This window comes from Streptomyces sp. NPDC002564 (assembly GCF_042889645.1).
In the GTDB taxonomy this organism is placed as follows: Bacteria; Actinomycetota; Actinomycetes; order Streptomycetales; family Streptomycetaceae; genus Streptomyces.
Window position 1 is genome coordinate 200,150 of record NZ_JBIARE010000006.1, and the last position, 15,439, is coordinate 215,588.

Annotated in this window: 11 protein-coding genes and 1 pseudogene; 7 read left to right on the forward strand and 5 right to left on the reverse strand. The window is 73.0% G+C overall.

Going from position 1 to position 15,439, the window contains the following annotated elements; genetic code table 11:
• The first annotated feature begins 406 nt into the window (after window positions 1-406).
• The 3 genes from ACFYXE_RS22575 (at window position 407) to ACFYXE_RS22585 (ending at window position 6,352) form a co-directional block, all read left to right on the forward strand.
• On the forward strand, window positions 407-1,345 hold the full coding sequence (locus ACFYXE_RS22575; protein ID WP_361181674.1) for a DUF3027 domain-containing protein: 939 nt from the start codon (window positions 407-409) through the stop codon (window positions 1,343-1,345).
• 732 nt (window positions 1,346-2,077) lie between these two features.
• A complete protein-coding gene (locus ACFYXE_RS22580) occupies window positions 2,078-5,308 on the forward strand; it encodes a sacsin N-terminal ATP-binding-like domain-containing protein (RefSeq protein ID WP_389314977.1) in 3,231 nt (1,076 codons plus the stop codon).
• 210 nt (window positions 5,309-5,518) lie between these two features.
• Entirely contained in the window at window positions 5,519-6,352 is an 834-nt protein-coding gene (locus ACFYXE_RS22585) for a calcium-binding protein (RefSeq protein WP_389314979.1), read from the forward strand.
• Window positions 6,353-6,355: 3 nt separating this feature from the next.
• Here ACFYXE_RS22585 and ACFYXE_RS22590 read toward each other — a convergent pair whose 3' ends face one another.
• Together ACFYXE_RS22590 and ACFYXE_RS22595 are read right to left on the reverse strand one after the other, a co-directional pair.
• Window positions 6,356-8,758, reverse strand: a complete 2,403-nt coding sequence (locus tag ACFYXE_RS22590; RefSeq protein ID WP_389314981.1) for an HAD-IC family P-type ATPase — start codon at window positions 8,756-8,758, stop codon at window positions 6,356-6,358.
• Window positions 8,759-8,902: 144 nt separating this feature from the next.
• Window positions 8,903-9,163, reverse strand: a complete 261-nt coding sequence (locus ACFYXE_RS22595; RefSeq protein WP_361180703.1) for a DUF2530 domain-containing protein — start codon at window positions 9,161-9,163, stop codon at window positions 8,903-8,905.
• Window positions 9,164-9,363: 200 nt separating this feature from the next.
• On the opposite strand from ACFYXE_RS22595, the gene ACFYXE_RS22600 reads away from it, so the two are divergent.
• Window positions 9,364-10,812: an NCS2 family permease gene (locus ACFYXE_RS22600; protein ID WP_361180705.1), complete on the forward strand. Its 1,449-nt coding sequence runs from the start codon at window positions 9,364-9,366 to the stop codon at window positions 10,810-10,812.
• A 40-nt stretch (window positions 10,813-10,852) separates the two neighbouring features.
• Here ACFYXE_RS22600 and ACFYXE_RS22605 read toward each other — a convergent pair whose 3' ends face one another.
• Window positions 10,853-11,035 carry a toxin-antitoxin system HicB family antitoxin gene (locus tag ACFYXE_RS22605; protein ID WP_361180706.1) on the reverse strand — a complete coding sequence of 61 codons (183 nt, stop codon included), beginning with the start codon at window positions 11,033-11,035 and terminating at the stop codon, window positions 10,853-10,855.
• A gap of 143 nt (window positions 11,036-11,178) precedes the next feature.
• Here ACFYXE_RS22605 and ACFYXE_RS22610 point away from each other — a divergent pair, with 143 nt between their 5' ends.
• Both ACFYXE_RS22610 and ACFYXE_RS22615 read left to right on the forward strand, forming a co-directional pair.
• Window positions 11,179-11,616: a MarR family transcriptional regulator gene (locus ACFYXE_RS22610; protein WP_359643815.1), complete on the forward strand. Its 438-nt coding sequence runs from the start codon at window positions 11,179-11,181 to the stop codon at window positions 11,614-11,616.
• Window positions 11,617-11,669: 53 nt separating this feature from the next.
• Window positions 11,670-13,016 carry an MFS transporter gene (locus ACFYXE_RS22615; RefSeq protein ID WP_389314984.1) on the forward strand — a complete coding sequence of 449 codons (1,347 nt, stop codon included), beginning with the start codon at window positions 11,670-11,672 and terminating at the stop codon, window positions 13,014-13,016.
• A 15-nt stretch (window positions 13,017-13,031) separates the two neighbouring features.
• Here ACFYXE_RS22615 and ACFYXE_RS22620 read toward each other — a convergent pair whose 3' ends face one another.
• Complete coding sequence (locus ACFYXE_RS22620; RefSeq protein ID WP_389314986.1) at window positions 13,032-13,577, reverse strand: GNAT family N-acetyltransferase; 546 nt, start codon at window positions 13,575-13,577, stop codon at window positions 13,032-13,034.
• Window positions 13,578-13,671: 94 nt separating this feature from the next.
• Here ACFYXE_RS22620 and thpR point away from each other — a divergent pair, with 94 nt between their 5' ends.
• Window positions 13,672-14,262: an RNA 2',3'-cyclic phosphodiesterase gene (thpR, locus tag ACFYXE_RS22625; RefSeq protein WP_389314988.1), complete on the forward strand. Its 591-nt coding sequence runs from the start codon at window positions 13,672-13,674 to the stop codon at window positions 14,260-14,262.
• 167 nt (window positions 14,263-14,429) lie between these two features.
• Here thpR and ACFYXE_RS22630 read toward each other — a convergent pair.
• Window positions 14,430-15,421, reverse strand: a pseudogene (locus ACFYXE_RS22630) (aldo/keto reductase).
• Between the last annotated feature and the right edge of the window lie 18 nt (window positions 15,422-15,439).

Consider the following 15,439-nt stretch of genomic DNA (forward strand, 5'->3'; position numbering starts at 1 on the left):
GCCGCGGAGCGGCGACGCTTTCAGGAGGTGGTGCCGGGGGCGTGGGGAGGGGGAGGCGCGACGCTTTCAGGAGGTGGTGCCGGGTGCTTGGGGAGGGGGAGGCCGCCGGGTCCCGGGGCGGGGGCGGGGGTGAAATTCGGGGTGGCGAGAGGGGCCGGGGCGACGGCGCGGAGCCCGGTCGCGTACGTCGGTGTAGGCCCAGGGGCCAGGAGAAGGTAGCGTGCGTAGCGCGCCTGCGGCGGTTGTTCTTGGCCGCGCGCCTCTCGGTCATCCCGCAGAATGGGTGACGTAGGCGCGCCCCGGAACGTCGGGCGCGGACGTTGACGCGGCCCTCTGGTCCGCTCCGTCCGCACCCCCGCGTAAGGGAGGCGCACTCGTGAGACGGCGTAGGAGAGAAGCGATACTTGTGAGCGCAGCGACAACGCGAAGCCGTACCCCGCGCACCCCGCGTACCCCGGACCGCCTGTGCGCCGAGGCGGTCGGCCTGGCACGTGCCGCGGCCGAGGAGGCCGCCGCGCCCGGTGTGGTCGGCGAGCACGTCGACGTCGTCGTCGAGGGCGACCGTGTCGTCACGCACCTCTTCGAGTGCAAGGAGTTCGGCTACCGCGGCTGGCGCTGGGCGGTGACGGTCGCCCGTGCCTCGCGGGCCAAGGTCGTCACCCTCGACGAGACCGTGCTGCTGCCGGGCCCCGACGCGCTGCTCGCCCCCGAGTGGGTGCCGTGGAGCGAGCGGCTCCGGCCGGGCGACATGGGCCCGGGCGACCTGCTGCCGACGGACGCCGAGGACCTGCGCCTGGAGCCGGGCTACTCGGGCGAGGAGGAGCCGCCGCCGAACTCCGTCGTGTCGCAGGAGATGGCCGAGCTCGTCGAGGCGGAGGACGCCGAGGTCACGCCCGCGCCGCCCGCCGAACTGCCGGTCGCGCCCGCCCGCGGCTCCATCGCGGCCGTCGCGGACGAACTGGGCATGCGCAGGGCGAGGGTGCTGTCCCGGTACGGGCTGCATGTCGCCGCGGACCGCTGGGACGAGGCGCACGGCGCGAAGACCCCGATGGCGCAGGCGGCGCCCGCGGCGTGCGTGAGTTGCGGCTTCCTGGTCCGGATCGGCGGTTCGCTCGGTCAGGCGTTCGGTATCTGTGCCAATGAGTTCGGGCCCGCGGACGGGCAGGTCGTGTCGCTGTCGTACGGGTGCGGCGGACACTCGGAGGCCGCGGTCATGCCGAAGCCGCCGCGGCCGGCGCCGCCGGTCCTGGACGAGACCCGGGTCGACGTCATGCCGCTGCGGCCGTCGGCGGACTCGGGTTCGGTGAGCGCGGCAGGCCCGAGCGAGGACCTCGGCCACTCATAGTTCCGCCCACCGGAGGAACGCCCCCCACGCGCCGCACCACACCGCGCCGCGTGGGGCCCGTGCGGTACGTCCTGCGCCACCGCGCCGGCCCCGCACAGCGCCGCGTAGAGCCGCCCCGGAACCGGCCCGGTCACCCCGTGCCGGAGCGTCCGCCCCGGCGGCCACCGGCCCGTGCGGTGCGTCCTGTGCCCTGCACCGGGTAGCGCCGAGCCGCACTGGAGACCGGCCCCGTCACGCCGTGTCAGATCGGCTGCCCCGACAGCCCATCCGGCCCGTGCGAGGCGCCCTACGCCCCCGCCCGGGTCACGCCGCGCCGCCCCGAGCCGCCCCGGAACCGGCCCGGTCACCCCGTGCCGGACCGCCCGCCCCGTGCAGCCCCCCCCGGGCCCCTCCGGAGTGCCCCGCGCCGAGCCGCTCGACACCGCACGGGACCACACAGCGCCGCACCGAAGCCGCACCAGTCGCACCGAACCCGCACCAGTTCGCGCCGAACCCGCACCAGTTCGCGCCGAGCCGCACCAGATCGCCCCGAGCCGCTCCGCCCCCACCGGGCTCCGCCCCCACCGCCCTCCACCCCCACCGGGCTCCGCCCGATCGCCCCCCGCCTCCGGGGGCGGGGACCCCCACCCCGAGGACCCGCCGCCCCACCCCCTCCCCCTCCCTCCGGTACCGTTCGCCCGCAGGCCAAGCCCCGTGGAGCCGGCGCAGTGCAGAGGCAGAGGAGTGACGACCGTGAGCAAGACCGTGTGGCCGGCCGGCGAGGGGACCGATCCCTTCGGTACCGCGCGTCTGCGCCGCGGAGTGCTCGATGCCTGGGCCGCCGCCCCGGCCCGGTTCCGGGAGGACGCCAACGCCGAGGAGGACCTCGCGCTCGGCGGCTACCGCGACCGGCTCGTCGTGGAGCTCGCGCAGAACGCCTCGGACGCCGCCGCCCGCGCGGGCGTGCCCGGCCGGCTCGCGCTGACCCTGCGCGGCGGCGTACTGGCCGCCGCGAACAGCGGCGCCCCCCTCGACGCCACCGGCGTCGAGTCCCTCGCCACCCTCCGCGCCTCCGCCAAGCGCGACGCGACCGGCGCGGCCGGCAGCGTCGGCCGGTTCGGCGTCGGCTTCGCCGCCGTCCTCGCCGTCTCCGACGAGCCCGCCGTCGTCGGCCGCACCGGCGGCGTCCGCTGGTCGCTCGGCGAGGCCCGCGAACTCGCCGCGGAGACCGCCCGGTTCAGCCCCGGCCTCGGCGACGAGATCCGCCGCAGGGACGGCCACGTCCCGCTGCTGCGGCTGCCGCTGGCCGCCGAGGGCACCGCCCCGGACGGCTACGACACCGTCGTCATCCTGCCGCTGCGCGACGCCGCCGCCGAGGACCTCGTGACCCGGCTCCTCGACGGCGTCGACGACGCGCTGCTCCTGGCCCTGCCCGGCCTCGAAGAGGTGCGGATCGAGACGCCGGACGGCACGGCCCGCACGCTGCGGCGCCGCGTCGAGGACCCGTACACCGTCATCGAGGACAGCCGCGACGGCACCACCCGCTGGCGCACCGGGAGCAGCCAAGGACCCCTGGACGCGGCCCTGCTGAAGGACCGTCCGGTCGAGGAACGGCTGCGTCCGCACTGGTCCGTCACCTGGGCCGTGCCCGCGGACCGGGACGGCGCGCCCGAGCGGCCCCGCACCACGCCCGTCGTGCACGCCCCGACGCCGAGCGACGAGCCGCTGGGCGTCCCCGCGCTGCTCATCGCGTCGTTCCCGCTGGACACCGCCCGGCGGCACGCCGCTCCCGGCCCGCTGACCGACTTCCTGGTCGAGCGGGCCGCCGAGGCCTACGTCGAACTGCTCGCGCGCTGGCGGCCGGTGGCCGAGGAGATCATCTCGCTGGTGCCCGGCCCGCTCGGCCGCAGCGAACTGGACGGCGCGCTGCGCCGGAGCATCCTGGACCGGCTGCCCCGCACCGCCTTCCTGCCGCCCGCGCTGCCCCGCGCCGAGGGCGACGAGGACGAGCTGCCCCAGGCCCTGCGGCCGCGGGACGCGGAGGTCGTGGAGGGCGCGGGCGCCGACACCGTCCGGGTGCTCGCCGAGGTGCTGCCGTGCCTGCTGCCCGCGGGCCTGGAGCGCCGCGCCGAGCTGCGCACCCTCGGCGTCGCCCGGGTCCCGCTGACCGAGGCGATCGACCGTCTCGCCGGTCTGGAGCGTGAACCGGGCTGGTGGCGGCGCCTGTACGACACCCTCGCCGGGGTCGACCCGGACCGGCTCTCCGGGCTTCCGGTGCCGCTGGCGGGGACGCAGGCCGCGCAGGACAGGGGCGCCGACCCGGACCTGGTCCTGGAACTGGGCCCCGACCCCGATGCCGGCCCCGGATTCGGCGCCGGGTCCCGGCCCACCGGGGCCGCGCGGACGACGATCGGGCCCCGCCAGGTCCTGCTGCCCGCCCCCGGCGCCACGAGCGACCCCGCCCTCCTCGCCCGGCTCGGGCTGAAGATCGCCCACCCGGACGCCGTCCACCCGCTCCTGGAGAAGCTCGGCGCGCTGCCCGCGACGCCCCGCGCCGTGCTGACCACGCCGCAGGTCCGCGCCGCCGTGGCCGCCTCCCTGGACGACGACACCTGGGACGAGGACGCGCCGGACGCCGAGGAGCTCGCGGACGTCGTGCTCGGCCTCGCGCGCGACGCGCACCTCGCGCCGGGCGACGAGCCGTGGCTCGCCGCCCTCGCGCTGCCCGACGAGGACGGCGAGCTCGCCCCGGCCGGTGAGCTCGTGCTGCCGGGCAGCGACTTCGCGCAGGTCATGCGGGAGGACGAACTCGCCCTCGTCGACGAGGAGCTGGCCGAGCGCTGGGGCGAGCAGCCGCTCGCCGCCTGCGGGGTGCTCGCCACCTTCGCCCTCGTACGGGCCACCGACGTCGTCCTGGACCCGGACGAACTGGAGCCCCGCGACGGCGACTTCGCCGAGCCGGACGACGCGGGCCTGCTCGACGCCGTGGACGTGTGGTGCGAGGACGTCCTCGACCGGCTGCCCGAAACGCCGGTGCCGCCGGTGGCCACCGAGATCGTCGCCGTGCGCGACCTCGACCTGGTGGACGACGACTGCTGGCCGCAGGCCCTCGCGATGCTGTCCCGGCCGCCGCTGCGGGACGCGCTGACGCAGCCGCTGCGGGTGCTGCTGCCGGACGGCACGACGGAGACCGTCCGCTCGTACACCGCCTGGTGGCTGCGCGGCCATCCGGTCATCGACGGGCGCAGGCCCGCCGGGCTGCGGGCCGAGGGCGGCGACCCGCTCCTGGCCGGTCTCTACGACGCGGCGGACGCCTCCGGCTTCGGCGACGAGCAGGTGCTGCGGGCGCTCGGCGTCCGCACGTCCGTCGAGGCGCTCCTCGCGGAGCCGGGCGGGGCGGCCGAGCTGCTCGACCGGCTCGCGGACCCGGACCGCCCGGTGTCCGCGGCCCAACTGCACGCGCTGTACGGGGCGCTGGCCGACCTCGACCCGCAGCAGGTGACGCTGCCCGACGAGCTGCGTGCGGTGGTCGACGGCGAGGTCGTGGTCGTCGACGCGGCGGACGCGGTGGTCGCCGACGCCCCCGACCTGCTGCCGCTGGCGCGGGGTGTGGCGTTGCTGCCGGTGCGGCCGGGCAGGGCGGCGGACCTGGCGGAGCTGTTCCAGGTGCGGCGGCTGAGCGGGACGGCGGCCGTGGAGCCGTCGGGGGAGGGCGCCGAGCACGAGGTGCCCGAGTCGGTGCGCACCCTGCTGGGCGCCGCGACCCCGCGGACGTACGTCGAGTACGAGGAACTGGTCGCGGGCGGCGTGGAGCTGGACTGGCGGCGCACCCCGGACGGCACGGTGCACGCGGCGACCGTGGAGGGCGTGGCGGCGGGGCTCGCCTGGGCGGCCGGGCAGTGGCCGCGCCGCTTCGAGGTCGCGGCGCTCCTGGAGGACCCGTCGCGGACGGCGGAGCTGGCGCGGGACCGCTGGTTCGACTGAGAGGCCGGAGGTTCGGCTGAGAGGCCGCTGGTTCGGCCGAACATGGCGGAAGGGGACATTCCATTACTCGGTCACATTTTCTTCACGCGGTGTACAACCAGGCGCCGTTGTCGAGGGTCTGATCTTGCGAGTCAACAGACTCCTAGATCACTTGGGACCCGCGTGACCGCGTCACGCTCCGCGGGTCCCCTTCTCCACCTGGGGAAACACATGCGCATCCGTGCCACCGTGGCCGCACTGTCCGGCACCCTGGCCCTTTCCGCACTCGCCGTCCCGGCCGCGCAGGCCGCCGACGGCCCGCAGCAGAAGCAGCTCCACGCCGCCGTGTCCGAGGTCGCCCAGAGTGCCGCCGCGGGCTCCACCAAGCTCACGAAGGTCACCGTGAACGGCGGCAAGGACGTCGTCGTCGGCACCACCGACAAGGTGAAGTTCTCCATCGCGATCACCGCGACCGACCCGTACGGCATCGCGGGCGCGAGCGGATTCCTCTACCACGGCCCGGACCTCGACCACGCCGACGGCGCCCTCATCCCCGACGACCTGAACGCCAAGTGCAAGGTCGTGAACTCCACCACGTCCACCTGCACGCTCAGCGTCGTGGCCGACCCGAAGACGGACTTCCTCAACAGCGCGGCCGGCTCGGGCTGGAAGCTGTTCGTCGCGGCGGACGGCAAGCACGGCGGCTACGTCGAGAACGAGAAGTACGCGTCCGACGCCCGCGTCCAGCGCGCCGCCAAGCTCACCACCAACGCCTCCCCCGAGCCCGTCAAGAAGGGCAAGACGCTCACCGTCACCGGCGCCCTGACCCGCGCCAACTGGGAGAGCAACAAGTACGCCGGCTACACCAAGCAGGACGTGAAGCTGCAGTACAAGAAGAAGGGCACCAGCAGCTACACGACCCTCAAGACGGTGAAGTCCGACACCAAGGGCAACCTGAAGACCACGCTGAAGGCGTCGGCCGACGGCTACTTCCGCTACGTCTTCGCCGGCACCTCCACCACCCCGTCCGTGACGTCGGCCGGCGACTTCGTCGACGTCCAGTAGGGGCTACGCCGGAAAGCGGCGGTCCACCCAGCGGTAGACGAACTCGATGGCCAGTGAGGCCACCGCCGCGATGGCGACCGCCGCCCACGGCATCGTCGTGCCCACCAGCTTCAGCTGGAAGAAGTCCTGGAGCCAGGGCACGGTGAGCACCAGCAGGAAGCCGAGACCCATCGCGCCGATCAGGCAGAGCCGCCACCACGTGTAGGGGCGGGCGATGATCGCGAGGACCCACATGGCGATCAGGAACAGCGCCAGCGTGGCCGCGCTGGTCTCGGCTTCCCGCGCGCCCGCGCCCGCGTAGTGGTGGCGGGCCAGCAGGTACGTGACGAAGGTGGCGACGCCCGCGATGACGCCGCCCGGGATCGCGTACCGCATGACCCGGCGGACGAAGTGCGGCTTGGCGCGCTCCTTGTTGGGGGCCAGCGCCAGGAAGAAGGCCGGGATGCCGATCGTCAGCGTGGAGAGCAGCGTCAGATGGCGCGGCAGGAAGAGGTACTCGACCTGCGAGCAGACCACGAGCAGCGCGATGATCACCGAGTAGACGGTCTTCACCAGGAACAGCGTGGCGACGCGGGTGATGTTGCCGATGACCCGGCGGCCCTCGGCGACGACCGAGGGCAGCGTCGCGAAGCTGTTGTTGAGGAGCACGATCTGGGCGACCGCCCGGGTGGCCTCCGAGCCCGAGCCCATCGAGACGCCGATGTCGGCGTCCTTGAGGGCCAGCACGTCGTTGACGCCGTCGCCCGTCATCGCGACGGTGTGGCCGCGTGACTGGAGCGCGCCCACCATGTCGCGCTTCTGCTGCGGGGTGACCCGGCCGAAGACGGCGTTGTCGTCGAGGGCCTGCGCCATCTCGTCCTGCTCGATGGGCAGCCTGCGGGCGTCCACGGTGTTCTCCGCGCCGGGCAGCCCGAGCTTGCCGGCGACCGCGCTCACCGAGACGGCGTTGTCGCCGGAGATGACCTTGGCCGCGACGTCCTGCTCGGCGAAGTAGCGCAGGGTGTCGGCGGCGTCGGGCCGCAGCCGCTGTTCGAGGACGACCAGGGCGGTGGCGCGGGCCCCGTCGGCCGCGGCGGGGTCGTCCAGGTCGCCGCTCGCGCGGGCGAGGAGCAGCACGCGCAGGCCCTGCCGGTTGAGCTCCTCGATCTCGGCGAGGGACGGGTCGCCGTCGGGCAGGAGCACGTCGGGGGCGCCGAGCAGCCAGGTCGACGTGGTGCCGTCGCCCTCGCTGAAGGAGGCGCCGCTGTACTTGCGGGCGGAGGAGAAGGGCAGGGACTCCGTGCAGCGCCAGTCGACGCTGTCGGGGTAGGCGTCGATGATCGCCTGGAGCGAGGCGTTGGGCCGCGGGTCGGACTCGCCGAGCGCGCCGAGGACCGTACGGATGTACGTTTCGTCGCTGCCGTTCAGCGGCCGCAGCTCGCTGACGTCCATGCCGCCCTCGGTGAGGGTGCCGGTCTTGTCGAGGCAGACGGTGTCGATGCGGGCCAGGCCCTCGATCGCGGGCAGTTCCTGCACGAGGCACTGCTGGCGGCCCAGGCGGATCACGCCGATCGCGAAGGCCACCGAGGTGAGCAGCACCAGGCCCTCGGGGATCATCGGGACGATGCCGCCGACGGTGTAGGCGATGGACTCCTTGAAGTTGTCGTCCTTGACGACGAGCTGGGAGATCACCAGGCCGATGGAGGTCGGGACCATCAGCCAGGTGACGTACTTGAGGATCGTGGAGATGCCGTTGCGCAGCTCGGAGTGGACCAGCGTGAAGCGGCTGGCCTCCTCGGCGAGCTGGGCGGCGTACGCCTCGCGGCCGACCCGGGTGGCGGTGAACGCGCCGCCGCCCGCGACCACGAACGAGCCGGACATCATCTTGTCGCCGGGCTTCTTGATGACCGGGTCGGCCTCGCCGGTCAGCAGCGACTCGTCGACCTCCAGGCTGTCGGTCTCGACGGCCTCGCCGTCCACGACGATCTTGTCGCCGGGGCCGAGCTCCACGAGGTCGCCGAGGACGATCTCGGAGGTGGAGATCTCGGCGGCCCGGCCGTCCCGCCGCACGGTGGGCTTGGCCTCGCCGATGACGGCGAGGCCGTCCAGGGTCTTCTTGGCGCGCCACTCCTGGATGATGCCGATGCCGGTGTTGGCGACGATCACGAAGCCGAAGAGGCTGTCCTGGATCGGCGCGACGAACAGCATGATCACCCAGAGCACGCCGATGATCGCGTTGAAACGGGTGAAGACGTTGGCCCGGACGATCTCGCTCAGGGAGCGGGAGCTGCGTACCGGTACGTCGTTGACCTCGCCGCGGGCGACCCGCTCGGCGACCTCCGCGGAGGTCAGGCCGGTGGCGCGCCCCGTGGGGGGCGGCACCGGGTGGACCGGGTCGAGTTCGGCGCCCGCGTCGATATGCGTCATGCATTCGACGGTAAGGGCGGTCCTGGGGCTTCACCCCTTGAATGCCCCAAAGATCCGACCACGGGAGGACGTGATCGGTCCCGTGGTCGTACGGCGTACTGCGGGCGCAGGACGTCCGGGCCCCGGGAGCCGGGACCTTCGGCCCTACTGCTGCGGCGCGGCGGCCTTCGCCCGCTTGATGGCGGCGTCGCGGGTGCGGACGTACCAGATGCCGATGAGGCCGAGGCCCGCGCCGGCCAGGCAGGTCCACACCCACCAGGTGGCGTCGCGGTCGTCGAACCAGCCGTAGAACGGGAGCTGGGCCAGGAAGAGGACGAACCAGAGGATCGTGCCGCCGGTGATGGTGGCGACCACGGGGCCCTCCAGGGGCTCCGGCGCCTCGTGCTTGGGGGTCCACTTCGCCATGCGTACAGCTTACGAGGGGCGCGCCGGGTCCCGTACACCCCTTGGGAGACGGGGGTCTACGCGCGGAGATAGCGATTTCTCTCTCATGTATTCATACTGAAACGGCTCGTTAATGGCCGATTGCTTTCGTACGAAAAAACAAAACGATCAGTATTCGTCGCCGAACGATCTTCCCCGTCTCTGAGTCCACGAGGTCCCGCATGCCTTCCTCGGCCACCGCCCCGGTCGACGCCAGCCCCGAGCCGCCGCAGCCCCCGCGGAACGGGCTCGACGGCTATTTCAAGATCTCCGAGCGGGGCTCGACCCTGGCCCGCGAGGTCCGCGGCGGTCTCGCCACCTTCTTCGCGATGGCCTACATCATCGTGCTGAACCCGATCATCCTGGGCAGCGCGAAGGACATGTACGGGCACCAGCTCGACAACAAGCAGCTGGTCACCGCGACCGTGCTGACCGCGGCCTTCACCACGCTCCTGATGGGCGTCATCGGCAACGTCCCGATCGCGCTCGCCGCGGGCCTCGGCGTGAACACCGTCGTCGCCCTGCAGCTCGCGCCCCGCATGTCCTGGCCCGACGCGATGGGCATGGTCGTCCTCGCCGGCTTCGTGGTGATGCTGCTCGTCGCGACCGGCCTGCGCGAACGCGTCATGAGCGCGGTGCCGCTCGGGCTCCGCAAGGGCATCGCGATCGGCATCGGCCTGTTCATCATGCTGATCGGCCTCGTCGACTCCGGCTTCGTCTCGCGCATCCCGGACGCCGCCCACACCACCGTCCCGCTGCAGCTCGGCGGCGACGGTCACCTCAACGGCTGGCCCGTCCTCGTCTTCGTGCTCGGCGTGCTGCTCACCCTGGCGCTGCTGGTGCGCAAGGTGCCGGGCGCCATCCTCATCAGCATCGTCGTCATGACGGTCGTCGCGATGATCATCAATGCCGTCGCGGACATCCCCTCCTGGGGCCTGACCACCCCGGAGTGGCCCGGCAACCCGGTCGCGACGCCGGACTTCGGGCTCGTCGGGCAGATCAGCCTGTTCGGCGGGTTCGAGAAGGTCGGCGTCCTGACCGGCGTCCTGTTCGTCTTCACCGTGCTGCTCTCGTGCTTCTTCGACGCGATGGGCACGATCATGGGCATCGGCGACGAGGCAAAGCTCACCGACGCCAAGGGCAACATGCCCGGCATCAACAAGGTCCTGTTCGTCGACGGCATCGCCGTCGCCGCGGGCGGCGCCTCCTCGGCCTCCGCCACCACCTGCTTCGTGGAGTCCACCGCGGGCGTCGGCGAGGGCGCGCGGACCGGCTTCGCGAACGTCGTCACCGGCGGCCTCTTCGCCGTCGCGCTGTTCCTGACCCCGCTCGCCACGATGGTCCCGTCCCAGGCGGCGACCCCCGCGCTGCTCGCGGTCGGCTTCCTGATCCTGTCCGGTTCCATCCGGCAGATCGACTGGGCGGACTACACGATCGCCGTCCCCGCCTTCGTGACGATGCTGATGATGCCGTTCACGTACTCGATCACGAACGGCATCGGCATGGGCTTCATCACCTTCACCGTGCTGCGCCTCGCGGCCGGACGGGGCCGTGAGGTGCCGGTCGCGATGTACGCGGTGTCGGCGGTGTTCGCCTTCTACTACCTGATGCCCGCGCTGAACCTGACCTGACCTGGCCCGGCCTGGCCCGGCCCGGGCGGGCCGCGGGGCCTCACACGGCCTTGTAGAACCGTTCCGTCTCCTCGACGGACGTGGCGAAGCGTTCGTCGAAGTCATCGCGAATGAGCGTCCGGACGACATAGTCCTGGACGCTCATTCCTCTTTTTGCGGCGTGCTGGCGGAGCCGGTCGTGCAGCTCACCGTCTATGCGCAGGCTGAGCACTGTCGATCCCATGCGTGACAGGGTCCACGGGCCGCGCGGGCCGGTGCGTCGCTTTCCGAAGTCACCTCACTCGTTCGGGTGACGAAAAGGTTCGGCGTGGTGAGTGAGGGAATCCAAGTGGTCTTTAGCTAGGGTAATGAGTTACGCTAACAAACATGCCGGACCTCTCCCATGGTGACGACGCCGTCGCCGTGAACGCCTTGCGCTCCGCTGTGATGCGCCTGTCCCGTCGACTCAAGCACCAGCGGGTCGACGAGTCGCTGAGCCCCACCGAGATGTCGGTGCTCGGCACCCTCGCCCGCTGCGGCTCCGCCACCCCGGGCGAGCTCGCCCGCAAGGAGCACGTGCAGCCGCCGTCGATGACCCGCATCGTGGCCCTGCTGGAGGCCAAGGGCCTGGTCCGGCTCGAGCCGCACCCCGAGGACCGCCGCCAGAAGGTGGTGACCCAGACCGAGACCGCCGAGGCCATGCTCGAGGAGAGCCGCCGCAAGCGGAACGCCTGGCTGGCCGGTCTGGTCGAGCACCTCGACGAGGACGAGTGGGCGCGTCTGCGCGCCGCCGCCCCCGTTCTGGAGAAGCTCGCGCACCTGTAGTCCTCCCGCACCCCGCGGGAGACGTGACGCACGCCGAAGGAGGCGAACCCACTTTGAGTACGGGATCCGGAGCAGACTCCGCCCCCGCACCAACCGCCCTCGACAAGACCGCCCGCCCCCGCAAGAGCTCCATGTTCAGCTCGCTGCGGATCCGTAATTACCGGCTCTTCGCCTCCGGCGCCGTGGTGTCCAACACCGGCACCTGGATGGCCCGCATCACCCAGGACTGGCTGGTGCTGAGCCTCACCGGATCCTCGGCCGCCGTCGGTATCACCACGGCCATGCAGTTCCTGCCGATGCTGCTCTTCGGCCTGTACGGCGGCGTGATCGCCGACCGGTTCGCCAAACGGAACCTGCTGTTCGTCACCCAGGGCGCCATGAGCCTCAGCGGCCTCTTCCTGGCCGCCCTCACGCTCAGCGGACACGTCCAGGTCTGGCACGTCTACTTCGCGGCCTTCTTCACCGGCCTCGTCACCGTCGTCGACAACCCGACGCGGCAGTCCTTCGTGTCCGAGATGGTCGGCCCCGACCAGGTCCGCAACGCCGTCAGCCTGAACTCCGCGAACTTCCAGTCCGCCCGCCTCATCGGCCCCGCCGTGGCGAGCGCGCTGACCGCGGCCGTCGGGCCCGGCTGGGCGTTCCTCGCCAACGGCCTGTCCTTCCTCGCGCCGCTCACCGGACTCCTCCTGATGCGCACCGCCGAGCTGCACCACACCCCGCGCAAGCCGCGCGGCAAGGGGCAGCTGAGGGAGGGCCTGAACTACGTCTCGAAGAACCCCGAGCTGATCTGGCCGATCGTCCTCGTCGGCTTCATCGGCACCTTCGGATTCAACTTCCCGATCTGGCTGAGCGCCTTCGCGGACGACATCTTCCACGGCGGCGTGGGGATGTACGGGCTCTTCAACACCCTGATGGCGATCGGCTCGCTGGCCGGCGCGCTGCTCGCGGCCCGCCGCGGCACTTCGCGGCTGCGGATGCTCGTCGGGGTGGCCGTCGCCTTCGGCGTGCTGCAGGTCGCGGCCGCCGTCGCGCCCGAGTACTGGATGTTCGTGGCGCTCATCGTGCCGATGGGCATCCTCGGCCTGACGGTGAACGTCACGGCCAACTCCTCGGTGCAGATGGCCACGGACCCGGAGATGCGGGGCCGTGTGATGTCGCTGTTCATGATGGTCTTCACCGGCGGCACGCCGCTGGGCGGCCCGCTCTTCGGCTGGCTGGCCGACGCCTACGGCGTGCGGATCAGCATGGCCGCGGGCGGACTCGTCTGCGCGCTGGCCGCGGTCGGCGTCGGCCTGATGCTGGCCCGCGCGGCGAACCTGCGCCTCAAGGTGGACCTGCGCCGCGGCCACCGGCACGTGCAGTTCGTGCCCAGGGAGCGGGTGCTCGCGGCGGCCGCCTGAGCCTTTCGCGGCCGCTCAGACGCGCCGGGCCAGCACCTGGCCCGGCCAGCTGCCGTCCGGGCCCGTGAAGGGCTCGGCGGCGGTGAAGCCGTTGCTCTCGTAGTACGCGACGAGCCTGCCGTCGTCGCCCGCGTAGCAGTCGACCCGGAGCAGGGACACGCCCTGCCTCCGGGTCTCTCGCGCGGCGTGCGCGAGGAGCGCGCGGCCCACCCCGCGTCCGGCGAAGCGGCCGTGGTCGGCGGCGAGGATGTGCACGTACCGCTCGGGCTCCCCGGCCCGCGGGACCGTGTCGCCGCCCGGCCCGTCGGTGAGCGTCAGGGTGCCCACCACCACGCCGTCGATCTCGGCGATCCAGGGCTCGCCCGTCGTCACGTACCGCTCGACCATCGCGACGGCCCGGGGCAGCTCGGACCACGGCGTGCTGCCCCACTGCCCGGTCCTGCCCCGGGCCACGAGCCACGCCACGGCCCCGTCGAGGAGGCCGATGATCGCGGGGATGTCGCCGGCCCCGCCCTTCCTGATCCGTATCGGGCTGATCCGTATCGGGTCCGTGTCGTCCATGGGGGGAGGGTAGGGCCGCCCGGTGGATCTTGTCGCGGGTGCGGGGTCCCCCGGTACGGCCGGATCCGCCGGACACCCCCTAGCGTTCCCTTCCATGAGACTCTTCGCCGCGGTCCTCCCGCCGGACTCCGCGACCGCCGAACTGGCCGCCGCCGTCAGCGCGTTGAAGGAGCTGCCCGGCGCGGACGGGCTGCGCTGGACCGGCCGGGACGGCTGGCACCTCACGCTCGCCTTCATGGCGGAGGCCGACGCCGCCGCCGCGGCGGACCTGGCCGGCCGCCTGGAGCGGGCCGCGCACGCCACCGCGCCCTTCCCGCTCGCCCTGCGCGGCGGCGGACGCTTCGGCGACCGGGCCCTGTGGGCGGGCGCCACGGGCGACGTACCGGCGCTGCGGCGGCTCGCCTCGCGGGCCGACGCGGCGGCGCGGGAGGCGGGCATCACGATGGAGGACCACCGGGCCTACCGCCCGCACCTGACGGTGGCGCGCGGCCGGGGCGAGCGGGACCTCGGGCCGTACGCCGAGGCGCTCGACGGGTTCGCCGGCACGGCGTGGACCGTGCGCGAACTCACCCTCGTGCGCAGCGATCTGCCCCGCGACGGGGTGCCGGGGGCGCGGCCGCGCTACGAGGCCGTCGGGCGCTGGGTACTGGGAGGCGGCGTCCGGGGACCCGGCGCGGCCGGTTAACCTCGACGGTGTGGACCCCAAGACCAGAAACCGGATCATGGCCGGTGTGCTCGTGATGATGTTCGTCGTGGTCGCGGTGGCGGCGGCGTTCGGCTGACGACACCCCCGCCCCGCGCCCACCCGGCACCCGGCACCCGGCACCCGGCGCCACCGGACGCCCGGCCGCCTCACCAGGCGAAGGACTCCGGTGACGGTCCGGGGCCGGGAAGATCTCGTCCAGCGCGGCGAGCAGCTCCTCGGACAGGTCGAGCCCGACCGCGCGCACGGCGGAGTCGAGCTGGGCCGCCGTGCGGGGGCCGACGATCGGCGCGGTGACGCCGGGGCGGGTCAGCAGCCAGGCCAGGGCGACCTCGCCAGGCGCCAGACCGTGCTGGTCGAGCAGGTCCTCGTACGCCTGCACGCGGGCCCGCATCTCCGGCTTGGCGAGCTCCGCGGCGGAGCGGCCCCCGGTGCGGCGCGCGCCCTCGCCCTCCCGCTTCAGGACGCCGCCGAGCAGTCCGCCGTGCAGCGGCGACCAGGGGATGACGCCGAGGCCGTAGTCCCGGGCGGCCGGGACGACCTCCATCTCGGCGCTGCGCTCGGCGAGGTTGTAGAGGCACTGCTCGCTGACCAGCCCGAGGACGCCGAGCCGCCGCGCGGTCTCGTTGGCCTGGGCGATCTTGTAGCCGGGGAAGTTGGACGACCCGGCGTAGAGGATCTTGCCCTGCCGCACCAGGACGTCGACGGCCTGCCAGATCTCCTCGAACGGCGTCTGCCGGTCGATGTGGTGGAACTGGTAGATGTCGATGTGGTCGGTCCGCAGCCGCTTGAGGCTGGCGTCGACGGCCCGGCGGATGTTGAGCGCGGAGAGCCGGTCGTGGTTGGGCCAGACGTCCTCGCCCTGGGCGCCCATGTTCCCGTACACCTTGGTGGCGAGCACGACCTTGTCGCGCCGTCCGCCGCCCCCGGTGAACCAGGTGCCGAGGATCTCCTCGGTGCGTCCCTTGCCGGTGTTCTGGCCGTAGACGTTGGCGGTGTCGAAGTAGTTGATGCCCGCGTCGAGCGCGGCGTCCATGATCGTGTGGCTGTCGGCCTCGTCGGTCTGCGGCCCGAAGTTCATGGTCCCGAGCGTGAGCCGGCTGACCTTGAGCCCTGTGCGTCCCAGCTGCGTGTACTCCATGGCACCCCAGCCAACGGC